This window comes from Brachybacterium huguangmaarense (genome assembly GCF_025725725.1).
GTDB lineage: Bacteria > Actinomycetota > Actinomycetes > Actinomycetales > Dermabacteraceae > Brachybacterium > Brachybacterium huguangmaarense.
Window position 1 is genome coordinate 2,955,990 of record NZ_CP107020.1, and the last position, 13,871, is coordinate 2,969,860.

The 13,871-nt window shown below is 71.7% G+C and carries 13 protein-coding genes; 5 read left to right on the forward strand and 8 right to left on the reverse strand.

Going from position 1 to position 13,871, the window contains the following annotated elements; all coding sequences use genetic code 11:
• Positions 1-66: 66 nt before the first annotated feature.
• From BRM3_RS13600 to BRM3_RS13610, 3 genes are all read right to left on the reverse strand, one after another.
• Positions 67-729, reverse strand: coding sequence for a response regulator (locus BRM3_RS13600; protein ID WP_263593829.1), 663 nt, complete (start codon positions 727-729; stop codon positions 67-69).
• On the reverse strand, positions 726-1,883 hold the full coding sequence (locus BRM3_RS13605) for a sensor histidine kinase (RefSeq protein ID WP_263593830.1): 1,158 nt from the start codon (positions 1,881-1,883) through the stop codon (positions 726-728). Before BRM3_RS13605 ends, BRM3_RS13600 begins: the two co-directional genes overlap by 4 nt.
• 81 nt (positions 1,884-1,964) lie before the next feature.
• Complete coding sequence (locus BRM3_RS13610) at positions 1,965-3,095, reverse strand: magnesium and cobalt transport protein CorA (protein WP_263593831.1); 1,131 nt, start codon at positions 3,093-3,095, stop codon at positions 1,965-1,967.
• 177 nt (positions 3,096-3,272) lie between these two features.
• Here BRM3_RS13610 and BRM3_RS13615 point away from each other — a divergent pair, with 177 nt between their 5' ends.
• From BRM3_RS13615 to BRM3_RS13625, 3 genes are all read left to right on the forward strand, one after another.
• The gene (locus BRM3_RS13615; RefSeq protein WP_263593832.1) at positions 3,273-3,797 is read left to right on the forward strand and encodes a DUF1697 domain-containing protein; all 525 of its coding nucleotides are present in this window, start codon (positions 3,273-3,275) and stop codon (positions 3,795-3,797) included.
• A gap of 89 nt (positions 3,798-3,886) precedes the next feature.
• A complete protein-coding gene (locus BRM3_RS13620) occupies positions 3,887-4,357 on the forward strand; it encodes a MarR family winged helix-turn-helix transcriptional regulator (RefSeq protein ID WP_263593833.1) in 471 nt (156 codons plus the stop codon).
• A 65-nt stretch (positions 4,358-4,422) separates the two neighbouring features.
• A complete protein-coding gene (locus BRM3_RS13625; protein WP_263593834.1) occupies positions 4,423-5,907 on the forward strand; it encodes an MATE family efflux transporter in 1,485 nt (494 codons plus the stop codon).
• 71 nt (positions 5,908-5,978) lie between these two features.
• On the opposite strand, the gene BRM3_RS13630 is transcribed toward BRM3_RS13625, so the two are convergent.
• From BRM3_RS13630 to BRM3_RS13645, 4 genes are all read right to left on the reverse strand, one after another.
• Positions 5,979-6,692, reverse strand: a complete 714-nt coding sequence (locus BRM3_RS13630) for a copper homeostasis protein CutC (RefSeq protein ID WP_263593835.1) — start codon at positions 6,690-6,692, stop codon at positions 5,979-5,981.
• Complete coding sequence (locus tag BRM3_RS13635; protein WP_263593836.1) at positions 6,689-6,817, reverse strand: hypothetical protein; 129 nt, start codon at positions 6,815-6,817, stop codon at positions 6,689-6,691. The genes BRM3_RS13630 and BRM3_RS13635 overlap by 4 nt, the downstream gene beginning before the upstream one ends.
• Positions 6,818-8,215: a M81 family metallopeptidase gene (locus tag BRM3_RS13640; protein ID WP_263593837.1), complete on the reverse strand. Its 1,398-nt coding sequence runs from the start codon at positions 8,213-8,215 to the stop codon at positions 6,818-6,820.
• A 148-nt stretch (positions 8,216-8,363) separates the two neighbouring features.
• Positions 8,364-10,214, reverse strand: a complete 1,851-nt coding sequence (locus tag BRM3_RS13645; protein WP_263593838.1) for a glycoside hydrolase family 15 protein — start codon at positions 10,212-10,214, stop codon at positions 8,364-8,366.
• A gap of 316 nt (positions 10,215-10,530) precedes the next feature.
• Here BRM3_RS13645 and BRM3_RS13650 point away from each other — a divergent pair, with 316 nt between their 5' ends.
• The gene (locus BRM3_RS13650; protein WP_263593839.1) at positions 10,531-12,207 is read left to right on the forward strand and encodes a CotH kinase family protein; all 1,677 of its coding nucleotides are present in this window, start codon (positions 10,531-10,533) and stop codon (positions 12,205-12,207) included.
• Between the two features lie 98 nt (positions 12,208-12,305).
• On the forward strand, positions 12,306-13,238 hold the full coding sequence (locus BRM3_RS13655; protein ID WP_263593840.1) for an aldo/keto reductase: 933 nt from the start codon (positions 12,306-12,308) through the stop codon (positions 13,236-13,238).
• Between the two features lie 36 nt (positions 13,239-13,274).
• Here BRM3_RS13655 and BRM3_RS13660 read toward each other — a convergent pair whose 3' ends face one another.
• The gene (locus BRM3_RS13660; RefSeq protein ID WP_263593841.1) at positions 13,275-13,856 is read right to left on the reverse strand and encodes a TetR/AcrR family transcriptional regulator; all 582 of its coding nucleotides are present in this window, start codon (positions 13,854-13,856) and stop codon (positions 13,275-13,277) included.
• Positions 13,857-13,871 lie beyond the last annotated feature (15 nt).

The window sequence follows — 13,871 nt, forward strand, 5'->3', positions numbered from 1 at the left end:
CCGCGGCGCACATCCGGCGCCGGGAGGCATTCGGCGTGCTCCGCACGGAGTAGGCCGGCCCTGCCGTCAGCCCCAGCCGGGAGTCACGAGGCCCGTCTCGTAGGCGATCACGACGAGCCGCGCCCGGTCCCGCGCCTGCAGCTTCTGCATGATGCGGGAGACATGGGTCTTGGCGGTGAGCGGTGAGAGCACGAGGGTGCCCGCGATCTCCTCGTTGCTGAGCCCCTGGCCCACGAGGCGCAGCACCTCGCGCTCACGATCGGTGAGCTCGCCCAGACGTGCCCCCTCGGGCGCCTCGCGCAGGCCGCCGGCCGCCCGATCCAGCAGCACGCGGGCGATGCGCGGCGAGAGCAGGGCGTCGCCCGCGTGCACGGCGCGCACGGCCCGGATCAGGTCGGTGGGCTCGGTGTCCTTGACGAGGAATCCGGCGGCGCCGGCCCGGATCGCGCGGACCACGTACTCGTCGAGCTCGAACGTCGTCACGATCACCACGCGCACGCCGGCGAGCGCGGGGTCGGCCGCGATCTGCTCGGTCGCCCACAGGCCGTCGCCGTCGGGCATGCGGATGTCCACGAGCGCCACGTCGACGTGCTCGTCGCCGAGGGCATGCAGCAGCTGGCGGCCGCCCGAGGCCTCGACGACGACCTCGATGTCGTCCTCGGCGTCGAGCAGCGCGCGGAACCCCGCGCGCACCAGCTGGTGGTCGTCGGCGATCGCCACGCGGATCATGCGGGCACCTCCGTCCACGGCAGCCGTGCCACGACCCGGGTGCCCCTGCCCCGCGGGCCGGGGAGGATGTCCAGGGATCCGCCGGCGAGCTCCGCGCGTTCGCGCATGCCGCGCGTGCCCGCGCCGGTCGGCGCGCTCCCGGTGCCGAGCCCGTCGTCGTCGACCTCGATCAGGAGCGCGTCGTCGTGGCGGCGCAGGCGGATGTCGGCACGGTCCGCGGCCGAGTGCCGCACGATGTTCGTGAGCGCCTCCCGCACGATCCGGTAGGCGGCCGTCTGGACGGCGCCGGCCGGGAGCGCCCCGCCGAGCTCGTCGCCCAGGCGCACGTCCAGTCCGCCGGCCGCGTGCTGGGCGAGCAGGTCGGAGAGGTCGGCGAGCTGGGGCTCGGGCGTCAGCGGCGCCTCCTCGCCGCGCAGGGTCGCGAGCACGCCGCGCGCCTCGTCGAGGCCTGTGCCCGCGAGCCCGCGGATGTTCGCGAGCGCCTCGCGCGCCTGCTCGGGATCGCGGTCGAAGAGGTGCAGGCCCACCCCGGACTGGACGGAGATCTGGCTGAGGGAGTGGGCGAGCACGTCGTGCAGCTCGCGCGCGATCTGCGCCCGCTCCTGCTGCTCCGCCTCGCGTCGCCGCTCCTCGAGCTCGTGCTCGCGGCGGCGGGCGCGCTCGGTGCGGGTCCGGATCGCGAGCCCGATGCCCAGGCACACGGCGAGCGCGACGGTGCCGGCGATGATGCGCCGTGGCGCGTAGGCGGGCGCGACGAGCTCGGCGAGGCTCACCCCGAGCACCCACACGGAGCCCGCGGAGACGAGCGCCCACAGCGGTGCGGCCCGCACCAGGGCGATCACGAGGGCGAATCCGAGCGCGATCGGCGGGGGCCCGAGCTGCGGCGGGAGGAACAGCAGGACAAGGGCGAGCGGGGCGACGATCGTGACGGTGGGGCCGGGATGCCGCCAGGCGAGCACGAGCGCCCCGGCCGAGACCGCCGCGAGGAGCGTCTTGAGGATCACCCAGATCACCGGGGTGCCCGTGCCCAGGCCGATCGCGAGCGTCGGCGGGACCTGGACGAGCAGGGCGATGACGGCGGGCGCGAGCGCCGCGACGCGCCCGGGGCGCGGCCACGGGGTCTGCGGGCCGCCGGGGCCCTCACCTGCGCGCATGGCAGGAAGGCTACGCCGCGCCGAGGGCCGCGACGTCCTCCCGCGGGAGGCCAGCGGCCTGCTCCTGGGGCAGTACGTCGTCTACAGCCACTTCTTCCAGCGGAAGACGACGTAGAGGCCGACCCCGAAGGCGATCATCGCGCCGATCGCGAGCGGGTACCCGAAGGTCCAGTGCAGCTCGGGCATGACGTCGAAGTTCATCCCGTACACCGCGGCCACGAGGGTCGGGGCGAACAGGATCGCCGCCCAGGAGGAGATCTTCTTCATGTCCTCGTTCTGGCGCTGGGCCACGAGGGTCGCGTTGACGTTGAGGATCTGGGCGAGGGAGTCGCGCAGCTCGACGCTCTCGCCGATCACGCGCGCGAGGTGGTCCGAGACGTCCTGGAGGTGCACCCGCAGCTCGTGCGGGATCGACTCGTCGTCCGGGCCGGCGTCCAGGCCCTGGAGGATGCGGGCGAGCGCGGTCGTGGCGCGCAGCAGATCGATGACCTCCTGGCTCAGGCGGTAGATGCGCTCGGCGGCCGCGGTGTCGCCGCCGAACACCTGGTGCTCGATCTCCTCGAGGTCCACCTGCAGACCCTCGAGGGCCGGGAAGTAGCCGTCGACGATCGCGTCCAGGAGCTGGTAGACCATGCCGTCGGCACCGAGCTTGAGCAGCTGCTCCCGGCGCACGAGCGGCGTGCCCACGCCGAGCATCGCCTGGTCCGAGGGCGACATGTCCGGGGAGATCGCGGTGCCGTTGACGAGGCGCCGGTCCTGGCACACGACCGCGACCGCCCGCGAGCGCATGAGCACGTGGAACTCGCTGAACTCGACCTCCTCGGCCGCATCGTCGTAGCGGGCCGAGCGCACCACGAGGAACAGGACGTCCTGGTAACGCTCGAGCTTGGGGCGCTGGTGGGCGTGCAGGAGGTCCTCGACGAGCAGCGGGTGCAGCTGCCAGGCCGAGGCGAGCGCTGCGATGTGCTCGGGCGTGGGGACCGGCATCACGGTGAGGGCCATGTGGTTCGGGGCGCTCTGGGCGAAGGCGAGGGCGTCGGCGAAGGTGTCCTGGGTGGAGACGTCCTGGGACTTGCCGTCGACGATGCGTCGCGTGAGCACGGGCGGCTGGCTCTGCCCGAGGCCAGGGGGCGCCGCGGGGGCCGCCGTCTGGGGCCGCAGCTGCCGGCTGCTCCGCCGCACGGGCGGGCCGGAGTCATACGGGAACACCATGGTCACCTCCCTGTCGTGCCGCTCGAAGTGTAGTCCGGCGCGGTGGCGACCTCGGACGCCGCGTGGCGCGACTGTTCACCCCGCCCCCTCCGAGCGGCACAATGGCGAGGCGACGCGGGATCGACACGGGCGCCGCCGAGGGCTCGGCGCCGGCGTCGCGACGAGAGGATCACGATCATGACCTCCTATGTCGCCCTGCTGCGCGCCGTCAACGTCGGCGGCACCGGCAAGCTGCCGATGGACGAGCTGCGCGCGATGTGCGCGGACGCCGGCTTCGCCGACGCCCGCACGTACATCGCGAGCGGCAACGTGGTGTTCTCGGCCGACGGCGACGAGGACGCTGTCCGCTCGGTCCTCGAGGAGAGGCTCGCCGCCTACGCGGGCGCGCCCGTCGGCGTGCTCGTGCGCGATGCGCAGCAGATGCGCGCCGTGCTCGAGGCGAACCCCTTCCCCGACGAGCCCGGCAACCGCACCGCCGCCGTCTTCCTCGCCGAGCCGCCTGCCGTCGATGCGCTCGAGGAGGCACGCCATGTCGACGACGAGCGCTTCGAGCTCGGCACTCGCGAGATCTACGTCCACTACCCCTCGGGCATGGGCCGGTCACGGCTGCGGATCCCGGCCGCCGAGCGCGGCACGGCACGCAACCTGAACACCGTCGCCCAGCTCGTGGCGATGCTCGACGAGCTCGACCGGGGGGCCTGAACGCGTGCCGGGCCGAGCGCCCCGGAGTCGTCGGCATCACATCTCCGGGACGCTTGACCGTTAGAACTCTAATCATTAGAGTTCTAACCATGACCGATCGAGCCGAGCAGTTCGCCGACGCCGTCTTCGCCATCGCCTTCGCCCAACGGGCGGCCGCCGACGAGTGGGTGCGACGCAGCGGGCTCACGCGCCAGCAGGCGTTCACGATCGGCTACATCGAGGAGAACCAGGATCGCGGAGTGATCGCCCGCGAGATCTCCGAGGTGTCGGGCACCACCCCGGCATCGGTCGCAAGCCTCCTGCGGGGGCTCGAGGACCGGGGCCTCATCACGCGCACGCCGTCGCCCGACGACTCGCGCGTGAAGCTCCTCGCCGCCACCGACGAGGGGGTCCGTCTCACCGAGGGCTTCGACGACGCCGTGCGCGAAGCCCAGGCCCAGCTGCTCACCGCGCTCTCCTCCGAGGAGCAGGACCAGCTGATGACGCTGCTCAACCGGGTCGTCGCATCCGTCGACCCGGGAGACATGCCGCGCCGCCGGCGAAGCCGCCGCGACAGCTAGTCGCGCCCGCTTCCGCCACCCCATCACCGCTTCTCACCAGCCGTTCACGGAACGGAGGATCACTCATGACCGAAACCACTCTCACCCCCCTGACCCCGGGCGCACCCCAGGGCCCCGCACCGGCCCCCGAGGCCGCCCCCACGACGTCCTCGAACCGCCTCATGCTCGCCTCGGCGCCCATCTGGCGCGCCCTCGTCCACCTGTGCATCCCGATGATCGCCGCCTTCTCGGTGGGCTCGATCTACAACATCATCAACGCGGGATTCATCGGCTCGCTCCACTCGACGCCGATGCTCGCGGCGCTCACGTTCTCGCTGCCCGTCTTCTCGCTCATCATGGCGATCGGCGGCGTGTTCGGCGTCGGCGGCGGGACCTATATCTCGCGCCTGCTCGGCTCGCAGGAGGCCGAGGGCGCCGACGGCGAGGCCGCCGGCCTCCGCATCAAGCAGGTGTCGTCGTTCGTCCTGTGGGGAGCCCTCGCCGGGGGCGTCGTGATCGGCGTCGTCGGTCTCGTGCTCGCCTCCCCGATCTCCGCGCTCGTCGGCGCCTCGGGGTCGGCCCTCACGCCGACCGCGCAGTACATCGGGGCGATGTTCGCCTTCGCCCCCGTCTACGTCGCGGTGTTCGCCCTCGAGCAGATCGTGCGCGCCGAGGGCGCGGCGGTCGCCTCCATGAACGGGCTCATCCTCTCCACGATCGCGAACCTCGTCTTCGACGTGCTGTTCATCCTGGTGCTCCCGTGGGGCGTGCTCGGAGCGGGGCTTGCCCTCGGGCTGTCCAACGCCGTGGCCGTCGCGTACTACGCGTGGTGGCTGACGCGGCGCAGCACCGTCGTCTCCCTCTCCCCGCGCCATCTCCGGCTGGATCGCGAGATGCTGCGCACGGTGTTCGGGGTGGGCGTCTCGGAGCTCCTGCAGTCCTCGTTCCTCATCGTCACGAGCCTGCTCGTGAACTGGATCGCGATCGGCTACGGCGAGGCGCTGCTCGCCTCGATGGGCGTCGCGCTGCGTATCTCGCAGCTGCCCGAGATGATCTGCATGGGCGTGTTCATGGGTGCGATCCCGCTGTTCGCCTACAGCTACGGGGCGGGCAACCACGCCCGGCTGCGCAGCGCCATCACCGGCTCGGCGGTCTCGATCCTGGGTATCACCCTCGTGTTCTCCGGGCTCGTGTTTCTGTTCCGTGATCAGGTGTTCGCGCTCTTCAGCGCCGATCCGGCCGTGCTCTCGGACGGCACCCAGATGCTCACGGCCATGCTCGTCGCGACCATCTTCAACGGCATCACCGGGCTCGTGATCGCGGTCTTCCAGGCCACCGAGCAGATGCGCAACGCGACGATCATGTCGGTGGCGCAGGGCGTGCTGTTCATCCCGGTGGTCCTGATCGCCAACGCCGTCTTCGGCATGACCGGCGTGATCTGGTCGATGACGGTGACCGAGCTGCTCACCTTCGGCCTGGGCATGGTGCTGTTCGCGACCTCGCGCCGGGCTCTCGACGCCGAGCCCTCCGCCGAGGCGGTCGAGGCCGCGGAGGCCGCGCTCGCCGAGTGAGACCGGCCCTCATCGAAGAGGCCGTCGTGCCGACGACATGCCGGGCCCCCGCCCGCGCCACCCGCGAGGCGTCAGCGCCCGAGGGCCGCGAGCAGCGCCTGCACCGCGCCGTCGTCGGTCGTGGCGTAACCGTCGTCCGTAGCGGACCCGAGGCGCCCCTCCACGGGGTCGGTCACGTGGCGCGAGGCCGAGGCGTGCACGGCCGCGACCCCGGTCGCGGTGAGGACGTGGACGTTGCCGGCGGTGATCCCCGCGCCGGCCATGACCTCGATCCGCCCTGCCGCACGGTCCACCGTGCGCGCGATCGTCTCCGCACGGTCGACGGCACGATCGCCGCCGCCGGAGGTCAGCAGGCGGCGCATGCCCAGGGCTGCGAGGGTGTCGAGCGCGCGGTCGTGGTCGGCGAGCGCGTCGAAGGCACGATGGAAGGACGTCTCGGGGGACTCCGCCACGACGTGGCGCACGAACCGCTCGTCGATCAGGCCCTCGCGCGTCGCGCCGACGACGACCCCGGCCGCGCCGGCCGCGACCGCCGAGCGCACGTCCGCGAGCATCACCCGGCGCTCGTCGGGCCCGTACTCGAAGCCGCCGGCTCGCGGCCGGATCAGCACATGCACCGAGACGCCGGTGGCGACGGCGGTCTCGAGGAGCCCGACCGACGGCGTGATCCCGCCGAGCGCGAGGGCGCCGCACAGCTCCATCCGGTCGACCCCGCGGCGCCGGGCGATCATCGCGCCCGCGACGTCCTGCACGGCGAGCTCGAGGACGACCCCCGGTGCGCTCATCGCCGGAGGTCCGCGACGGCAGGGGCGGGGATCTCCGCGTCGAAGGGGATCATCGGCCGTTCGATGCGCCGGTGGCCGAGCCGGACCAGGTCCTGGTCGACGCCACCCGGCGTCAGGGCCATCATTCAGTCGGCCGCGGCGTCGTACTGGTCGGGCTCGAGGTAACCCATCTTCACCACGACGATGTCGGCGCCGGTCATGGACAGTCCCAGACGCTCGAACATGGCAGACGTGGCGAATTGGGACCGTCGCGCGGTGACGATCACCTCGAGCCCGGTGGACCGATCCGCGTCGAGCACGCGCAACCGCGCGGCGGGGCCCGTCGCCGGGGAGTCGTCCGTGGCCTCGACGCGCACCGTGAGCGGCACGGGACCGGGGGCGCGGGTGTCGATCGTGCCGCCCACGCGGACGTCGACGATCCCGCCCACCCCGGTCTCGTGCGCGATGCGCACGGTCTCGGGGTCCACGATCGAGGCGACGAGCACGCTCACCTCCGCTCGGAGGACCTCAGGCCGGCGGGCGAGCTCGCCGAGGCAGACGGTGACGTCGTCGGCCCCGCCGGCACCGGGGTTGTCACCCGAGTCCGAGATCCAGAACGGCCGTTCACCCGAGGCGATCGCGGTGTCCAGGCATGCGGTGAAGGTGCCGGTCGGTGCCACGAACTCGAACTCGTGGCGTGCCTGCCAGACGGCGGTCGCGAGCTCGAGCACGGCGTGCTCGACGGCGCGCGCGTCGTCGCCGTACGCACCGATCGCCGCGCTGCAGCGCGGCTGGTCGGCCCATGCGAAGCCGATCAGGTAGGCCATGTCGGTGACCCCCGCACGGTTCTCGAGATCCGCGATCCGCGCGTAGAGCGCTCGTGCCGGCTCGACGCGCGTGGAGGTCATCTCCCCCGGCAGCAGGATCGGCAGCCGGATGAGGGCCTTGCTGGGTTTCGGTGCGGGCGTCCCGGGGGTCACGAGCCGCAGGCGCTCGAGGAGATGGCGCACGGCCCGCTCGCGGGTCTCCCAGGTGTCGATGTGGGGAGCGTGCCGGTAGCAGGTCAGCAGGTCCACCCCGGCGAAGAGCGCGTCGGACATGTTGCCGTGGAGGTCCATGCCGGTGGTGACCAGCGGCTCCTCTCCGATCACCCCGCGGATCGCGGTGATGAGGTCCCCCTCGGCGTCGTCCATGCCCTCGACGCTCATCGCGCCGTGGATGTCGAAGTACAGGCCGTCGAGGGGCGCCTGCTCGACCAGCACGGCGAGACCGTCGAGGATCTCCGTCTTCCAGGCCGCATAGGCCTCGGCGGCGACGACGCCGCCGGGCAGCGCGCCGGCGTGGAGCACGCCGTGCCAGTCGGCCGCCTCCCGCAGGTCGCTGCCGGGGGCGAGGAAGGGATAACGACCGAGGACATCCTGACCGCGCCGCACCTCGAAGTCCTCGAAGGAGGAGCGGTACGGGGTGAAGGTCGAGGACTCGATGTGGATCCCGGCGATCGCGATGCGCGGGCGAGGGCCGGGAGGAGTCGGTGGTACGGGCACAGGAAGACCTTTCGTCAGAGCGGAGTGTTGCGCAATGCAGAGCAGAGCGGACAGGGCGTGATGAGCGGACGGACCGTGACGCGACGGGAGACGACTCGACCATCGTCCGAGATGTGTCCTCAGGACGCGTCCAGCCTCCCGAACGCGGTCAGTGCCGCTCGTTCAACGCGAGCGCCGCCTGCACGAGCGCGAGGTGGCTGAGGGCCTGGGGCACGTTTCCGAGGAAGGCTCCGGTCGCCGAGTCGATCATCTCCGGCCAGATCCCGACGTCGTTCGCGAGGGCGAGCATCGACGTCATCCATTGCTCGGCCTCCTCGAATCGGCCCACGAGGGCCATCGCGGCGATGCCCCAGAAGGAGCAGGCGACGAACGCCCCCTCCTCCTGGGCCATCCCGGAGTAGCGGTGAAGCAGGGGTCCGCTTCCGAGATCGGCGCGCAACGCGTCGATCGTCCGGCTCATCCGCTCGCCCGTGTCGAACCCGCTGCGGGCGTGCAGCAGGATCGAGGTGTCGAGCGCGTCGCTGTCGGGGTGCATCAGGTAGGCGCCGCGGCTCTCCGACCAGCAGTTGTCCTCGACCCAGGTACGGATGCGGTCGGCCTCCGCGCTCCACCGGTCGCTGCTGCCGGGGATCTGGCCGAGCTCTGCGAGGTGGGCTGCGCAGGTCAGGGCCTGCCAGCAGCCCAGCTTCGAGGTCGTGTAATGGTGCAGCTCGGGCAGCTCCCACATGCCGGAGTCCCGCCGGTGCCAGGCATCGGCGGCCTCGTCGGCGACTGCGGCCAGCAGACGTCCCGTCTCCGCGTCGAGCAGGTTCCCCGCGTCGACGTACCCTCGCGCCACCGCGAGGATGTCGCCGTAGACACCCAGCTGCAGCTGGTCGTGAGCCCGGTTGCCGGCCACGACCGGGCCATGTCCGCGCCACCCCGGGACGTCGAACACGTGCGGTTCAGCAGGGATCGAGCCGTCGAGCCCGAAGAACACGTGCATGCCGTGCTCGCGCAGCGTGCGCAACGTCCAGGAGAGGGCGGAGTGGACCTCTTCGCGCAGCCCGAACCCGATCCAGGCGTCCAGGGTGTACGCGGTGTCGCGGACCCACGAGTAGCGATAGTCCCAGTTCTTCGGGGTGGTCAGGCTCTCGGGGAGCGAGGTGGTCGCAGCCGCCGCGATCGCGCCCGTGGGCTCATGCAGGAGAAGCTTGAGCGCGAGCGCGCTGCGCTGGACCGCCTTGCCCCAGGAGCCATCGCAATGGAACTCGTGGGTCCACGCTTGCCAGCGGTCGATGGAGCGATCGATCCCGCGATCCACGTCCTCGGGGCCGGGCAGGAAGACGGGCTCCCCGGAGGTCCCGCTCAGGACCACCAAGTGTCGTGACCCCTCTTCGGCCGTGAACTCGCCTCGGCAGGCCTGCTCATGGGTCTCGAGCGTCATGTCGCCCAGCGTCTGGACCGCGATGGTGACGCCGTCGTCGTGGAGCACCGGGCCGACATGCGTGCGTTCCACCCACGGCGAGGCCGTGCCCAGTGCGGTGCCCGGCTCGACGGACCAGCCCATCGGTATCGACCCGTGCAGACCCTCGATGCGGCACGCCAGCTCGCTCCACGGAAGGCGTCCGGCCAGTCCGACGTTCATGGACTGCGTCACGCGCGCCCGGCCGGTGTCGGTCTCATAGGTCGTCACGAGGACGTTGGTGCCCCGGACGTAACGACGCCGCATGCGGTACGGCACGGTCGGCGCGAGCTCGATGAAGCCGCCGTCGTCGGCGTCCAGCAGGGAGGCGAAGACCGGGGTCGTGTCCAAGTCGGGCACGGGGAACCAGTCGATCCGGCCGTCGGCGGCCACCAGCGCGACCGTTCGTCCGTCCCCGAGCGCGGCGTAGGAGCGCAGGTCCGCATAGCCTTCGGTGCGCGGCACCGGGTCACGGAAGTCGTCGTCCGCCGCGTGACCCGAGCCATCGGTTCGCGTCGTCGCGTCCCCGTCGATGGTCTGAGAGCCATCCGCCATCGGTGTCGGATCGTTCGGCGCGGCGCGCTGGGGATCTGAGCCGTCGCTGTCGTCCATGGCCACCTCTGCTTCTTGCTCCGGGCGACGAGGACCCCGCACCTCGAGGAGGATTCGAACAGTCCGCGGCCGTCGCTCCGCGAAGCGTACCGAAGGCTCGGCTCGGGATGCGTATGGCCGCGACGGCGCGGCGGACCTCGGGGCGCACGGATTCCGCGGCTGACGTGGAAGCAGGCTCGACCTAGCAATACGGTCGGTCACAGCAGATGCACAGCCTCACCATGTCGGCCCCTTACTCGCGCTCCGTACGGTCAGGTCCATGTCGACCGATCACCTCTGCCATCAGTCTGCCCATCGCTCAGGTCCCTCCCGCCGAGGATTCCTCGCCCTGAGCGGCCTGGGCCTCGGCGTCGCGCTCACCGCCGCCGGATGCTCCGCCTCGTCCTCATCGAGCACCGCGACCCTGGACGGGAAGACGGTGACTGGGGCCGTCGACGGCGACTTCTGGGACCGTTCGACCCTCCACACCGTCAAGGTCGTGTTCGACACCGACGACTACGACGCGATGATCGAGACCTACGCCTCGAGCCAGGACAAGACCTGGATCGAGGCGGACGTCGAGATCGACGGGAACGTCTTCGAGAAGGTGGGAATGAAGCTCAAGGGCAACTCGAGCCTGCGCAGCCTCGCCGGTGACAACGGCGGCGGACCGGGCGGGAATGCGCCCGGCGGCGCCGCGACCGCGTCGGACGGCGGGGGTGATGACACGACCTCGACCACGCAGGGCACGACGGCTTCCAACGGCGGGGGCGCCGCGGGCGGCGGGGCCATTCAGGGCGACGACGAGGGCGACGGCAGCATCTCGGCCGACGACCCGACGGGGCTCCCGTGGCTCATCCGCCTCGACAAGTACACCGACGGTCAGAGCTACAGCGGCCGCAGCGATTTCGTGGTCCGCGGCAACAACACCGACACCTCCCTCAACGAGGCCGTCGCCCTCGACGTCCTGTCGCTCGCGAAGGTGCCGGCCGAGACCTACGCGTTCACCCGCTTCAGCGTGAACGGCGCCGACGCGAAGCTGCGCCTCGTGCTCGACCTGCCCGACGACTCGGCCTGGAATGCCGACACCTTCGACAGCAAGGGCGCGACCTTCAAGGCCGACGCCGACGGCGACTACTCCTATCGCGGGGACACGGCCGACGACTACGCCGACGCCTTCGACGCCGAGTTCCTGGCCGACGGCCTGTCCGAGGACACCGCCTTCACCGCCCTCGGTGCGTTCCTGCAGTTCCTCAACGAGTCCGAGGACGCCGACTTCGCCTCTGAGCTGCCCGACAAGCTCGACGTCGAGGGCTTCGCGACCTATCTGGCCGTGCAGGACTTGGTCAAGAACACCGACGACATCGACGGGCCCGGCAACAACTCCTATCTGCACTACGACCCGGACTCCGAGAAGTGGACCGTCGTCGCATGGGACCAGAACCTGTCGTTCGGCGGCATGGGGGGCATGGGCGGCGGAGGTGGCCAGGGCGGCCAGGGGTTCCCGGGCGGAGGCACCATGCCCAGCGACGGCGGCGGCGCCATGCCGTCGGGCGGCCCGATGCAGGGCGGCGGCGCGTCGGACGCCGGAGGCACGCCGCCGCAGGGCGCTCCCCAGCCTCCGACGGGGGCCGGCGACCAGGGCGCCCCGACCGGGCAGGACGACCAGACCGACCAGAGCACGCAGGGCGGCGCCGCCCAGGGAGGCCCCAGGGGCGGCATGGGCGGCGGCCGGGGCGGCAACATCCTGTCCGAGCGCTTCCGGGCCGACTCCACCTTCTCGGCGCTCTACGACTCGACCCTCGCGTCGGTCAAGGAGGCCGTCTACACCTCCGGCGACGCGACCGACCGTCTGAACGCCCTCGTCTCCCTGCTCACCAAGGACGCGAGCGACCTGGTCACGGACGACGAGATCCAGTCGGACGCGGAGACGATCTCCACGGTGATCACGGGCTGAGGCCGCGCCGGGCGCGCCCGTCCGGCAGATGCTGCGCGCCCGCGCTCCGTGCGCGTCGCGGATCTAGGATCGAGGGAACCGACCCTGACGGAGAACCCATGAAGACCTTCACCCTGCCCGGCACCGACCTGGTGGTGCCCAACGTCGTCCTCGGCCTCATGCGCATCCAGGACAAGACCGACGACGAGGTGCGGACGCTCATCAGCGCCGCACGCGATGCCGGCATCACGTTCCTGGACCACGCGGACATCTACGGCACGGGCGTGCACGGCTGCGAGCGCCGCTTCGCCGAGGCCCTGCGGCTCACGTCGTCCGAGCGCGAGCAGTTCGTCATCCAGTCCAAGGCCGGGATCGTCAAGGACGGCCCGTACTTCGACTTCTCGTACGAGCACATCGTCGAGACCGTGAACGGCTCGCTCGAGGCGCTCGGCACCGACTATCTCGACATCCTCCTGCTGCACCGCCCCGATGCGCTCGTCGAGCCCGAGGAGGTCGCCCGGGCGTTCGACGACCTGTCGAGCGCCGGCAAGGTGCGCGCGTTCGGCGTCTCGAACCACACGCCCGGTCAGATCGAGCTGCTGCGGCGCTCCGTGTCCCAGCCGCTCGTCGCCAACCAGCTGCAGCTGTCGATCACGCACTCGCCGCTCGTCGCCCAGGGCGTCACGGCGAACATGGAGGGGCTGGACCAGTCGATCGTCCGCGACGGCGGCGTGCTCGACTACTGCCGTCTGCACGACATCACCGTGCAGGCGTGGTCGCCGTTCCAGGCGGGGCTCTTCGACGGGCCGTTCCTGGGCTCCGACCGCTTCGGCGAACTCAACGCCGAGATCGATCGCCTCGCCGAGAAGTACGGCGTCCCGGCCGAGGCGATCGCGGTCGCGTGGATCACCCGTCATCCGGCGCAGATGCAGGTCGTGCTCGGCACGACCACGCCCGAGAGGGTCGCCGCCGCCGCGCTCGGCTCGGACATCCCCCTCACCCGCCCCGAGTGGTACGGGCTGTTCCGCGCCGCCGGCCACCGGGTGCCCTGACACCGCGGAGGGGCCCGTGCGCCGCGCCACGCGAGGCTATGCCGAGGTCAGGCTCGCGTCGATGAGCACCTCGGCCGCGCCCCGGGCGACGGACGCCGCGTCGGGAGAGCCGTCGATGGCGGCGGTGGTCTGCGCTCCCTCGGCGAGCAGCGCGAGCCGGGGCGCGAGATCCTCGGGGGCGCCGAGCTCCGCGACGAGGTCGGCCAGCTGCTCTCGGAAGGCGTGCTTCTGATCGCGCGCGGCGCTCGCGACCACGGGCGCGACCGCGCCGAGCTCCCCGAAGGCGTTGATGAAGACGCAGCCGCGGAATCCGTCGTCGTGGAACCAGTCGTCCAGGACGTCGTAGACGGCGAGCAGCTTCGCACGCGGTGTGGCCGCCGCTGCGATCGCGGCGTCCAGCCCCTCTCTCCAGCGCTCGCTGCGACGCCGCAGCACCTCGAGGACCAGGGCCTCCTTCGACGGGAAGCTCGCGTACAGCCGCTTGAGCGGCACCCCGGCCTCGGAGCGCACCGCGTCCATGCCGACCGCCTGGATGCCTCGGCTGTAGAAGAGATGGTCCGCCGCCTCGAGCACACGGTCGCGGTCGGACGGCGCCTCAGCCGTCATCAGGTCGTTCATCGTCGGTTCCCTCGC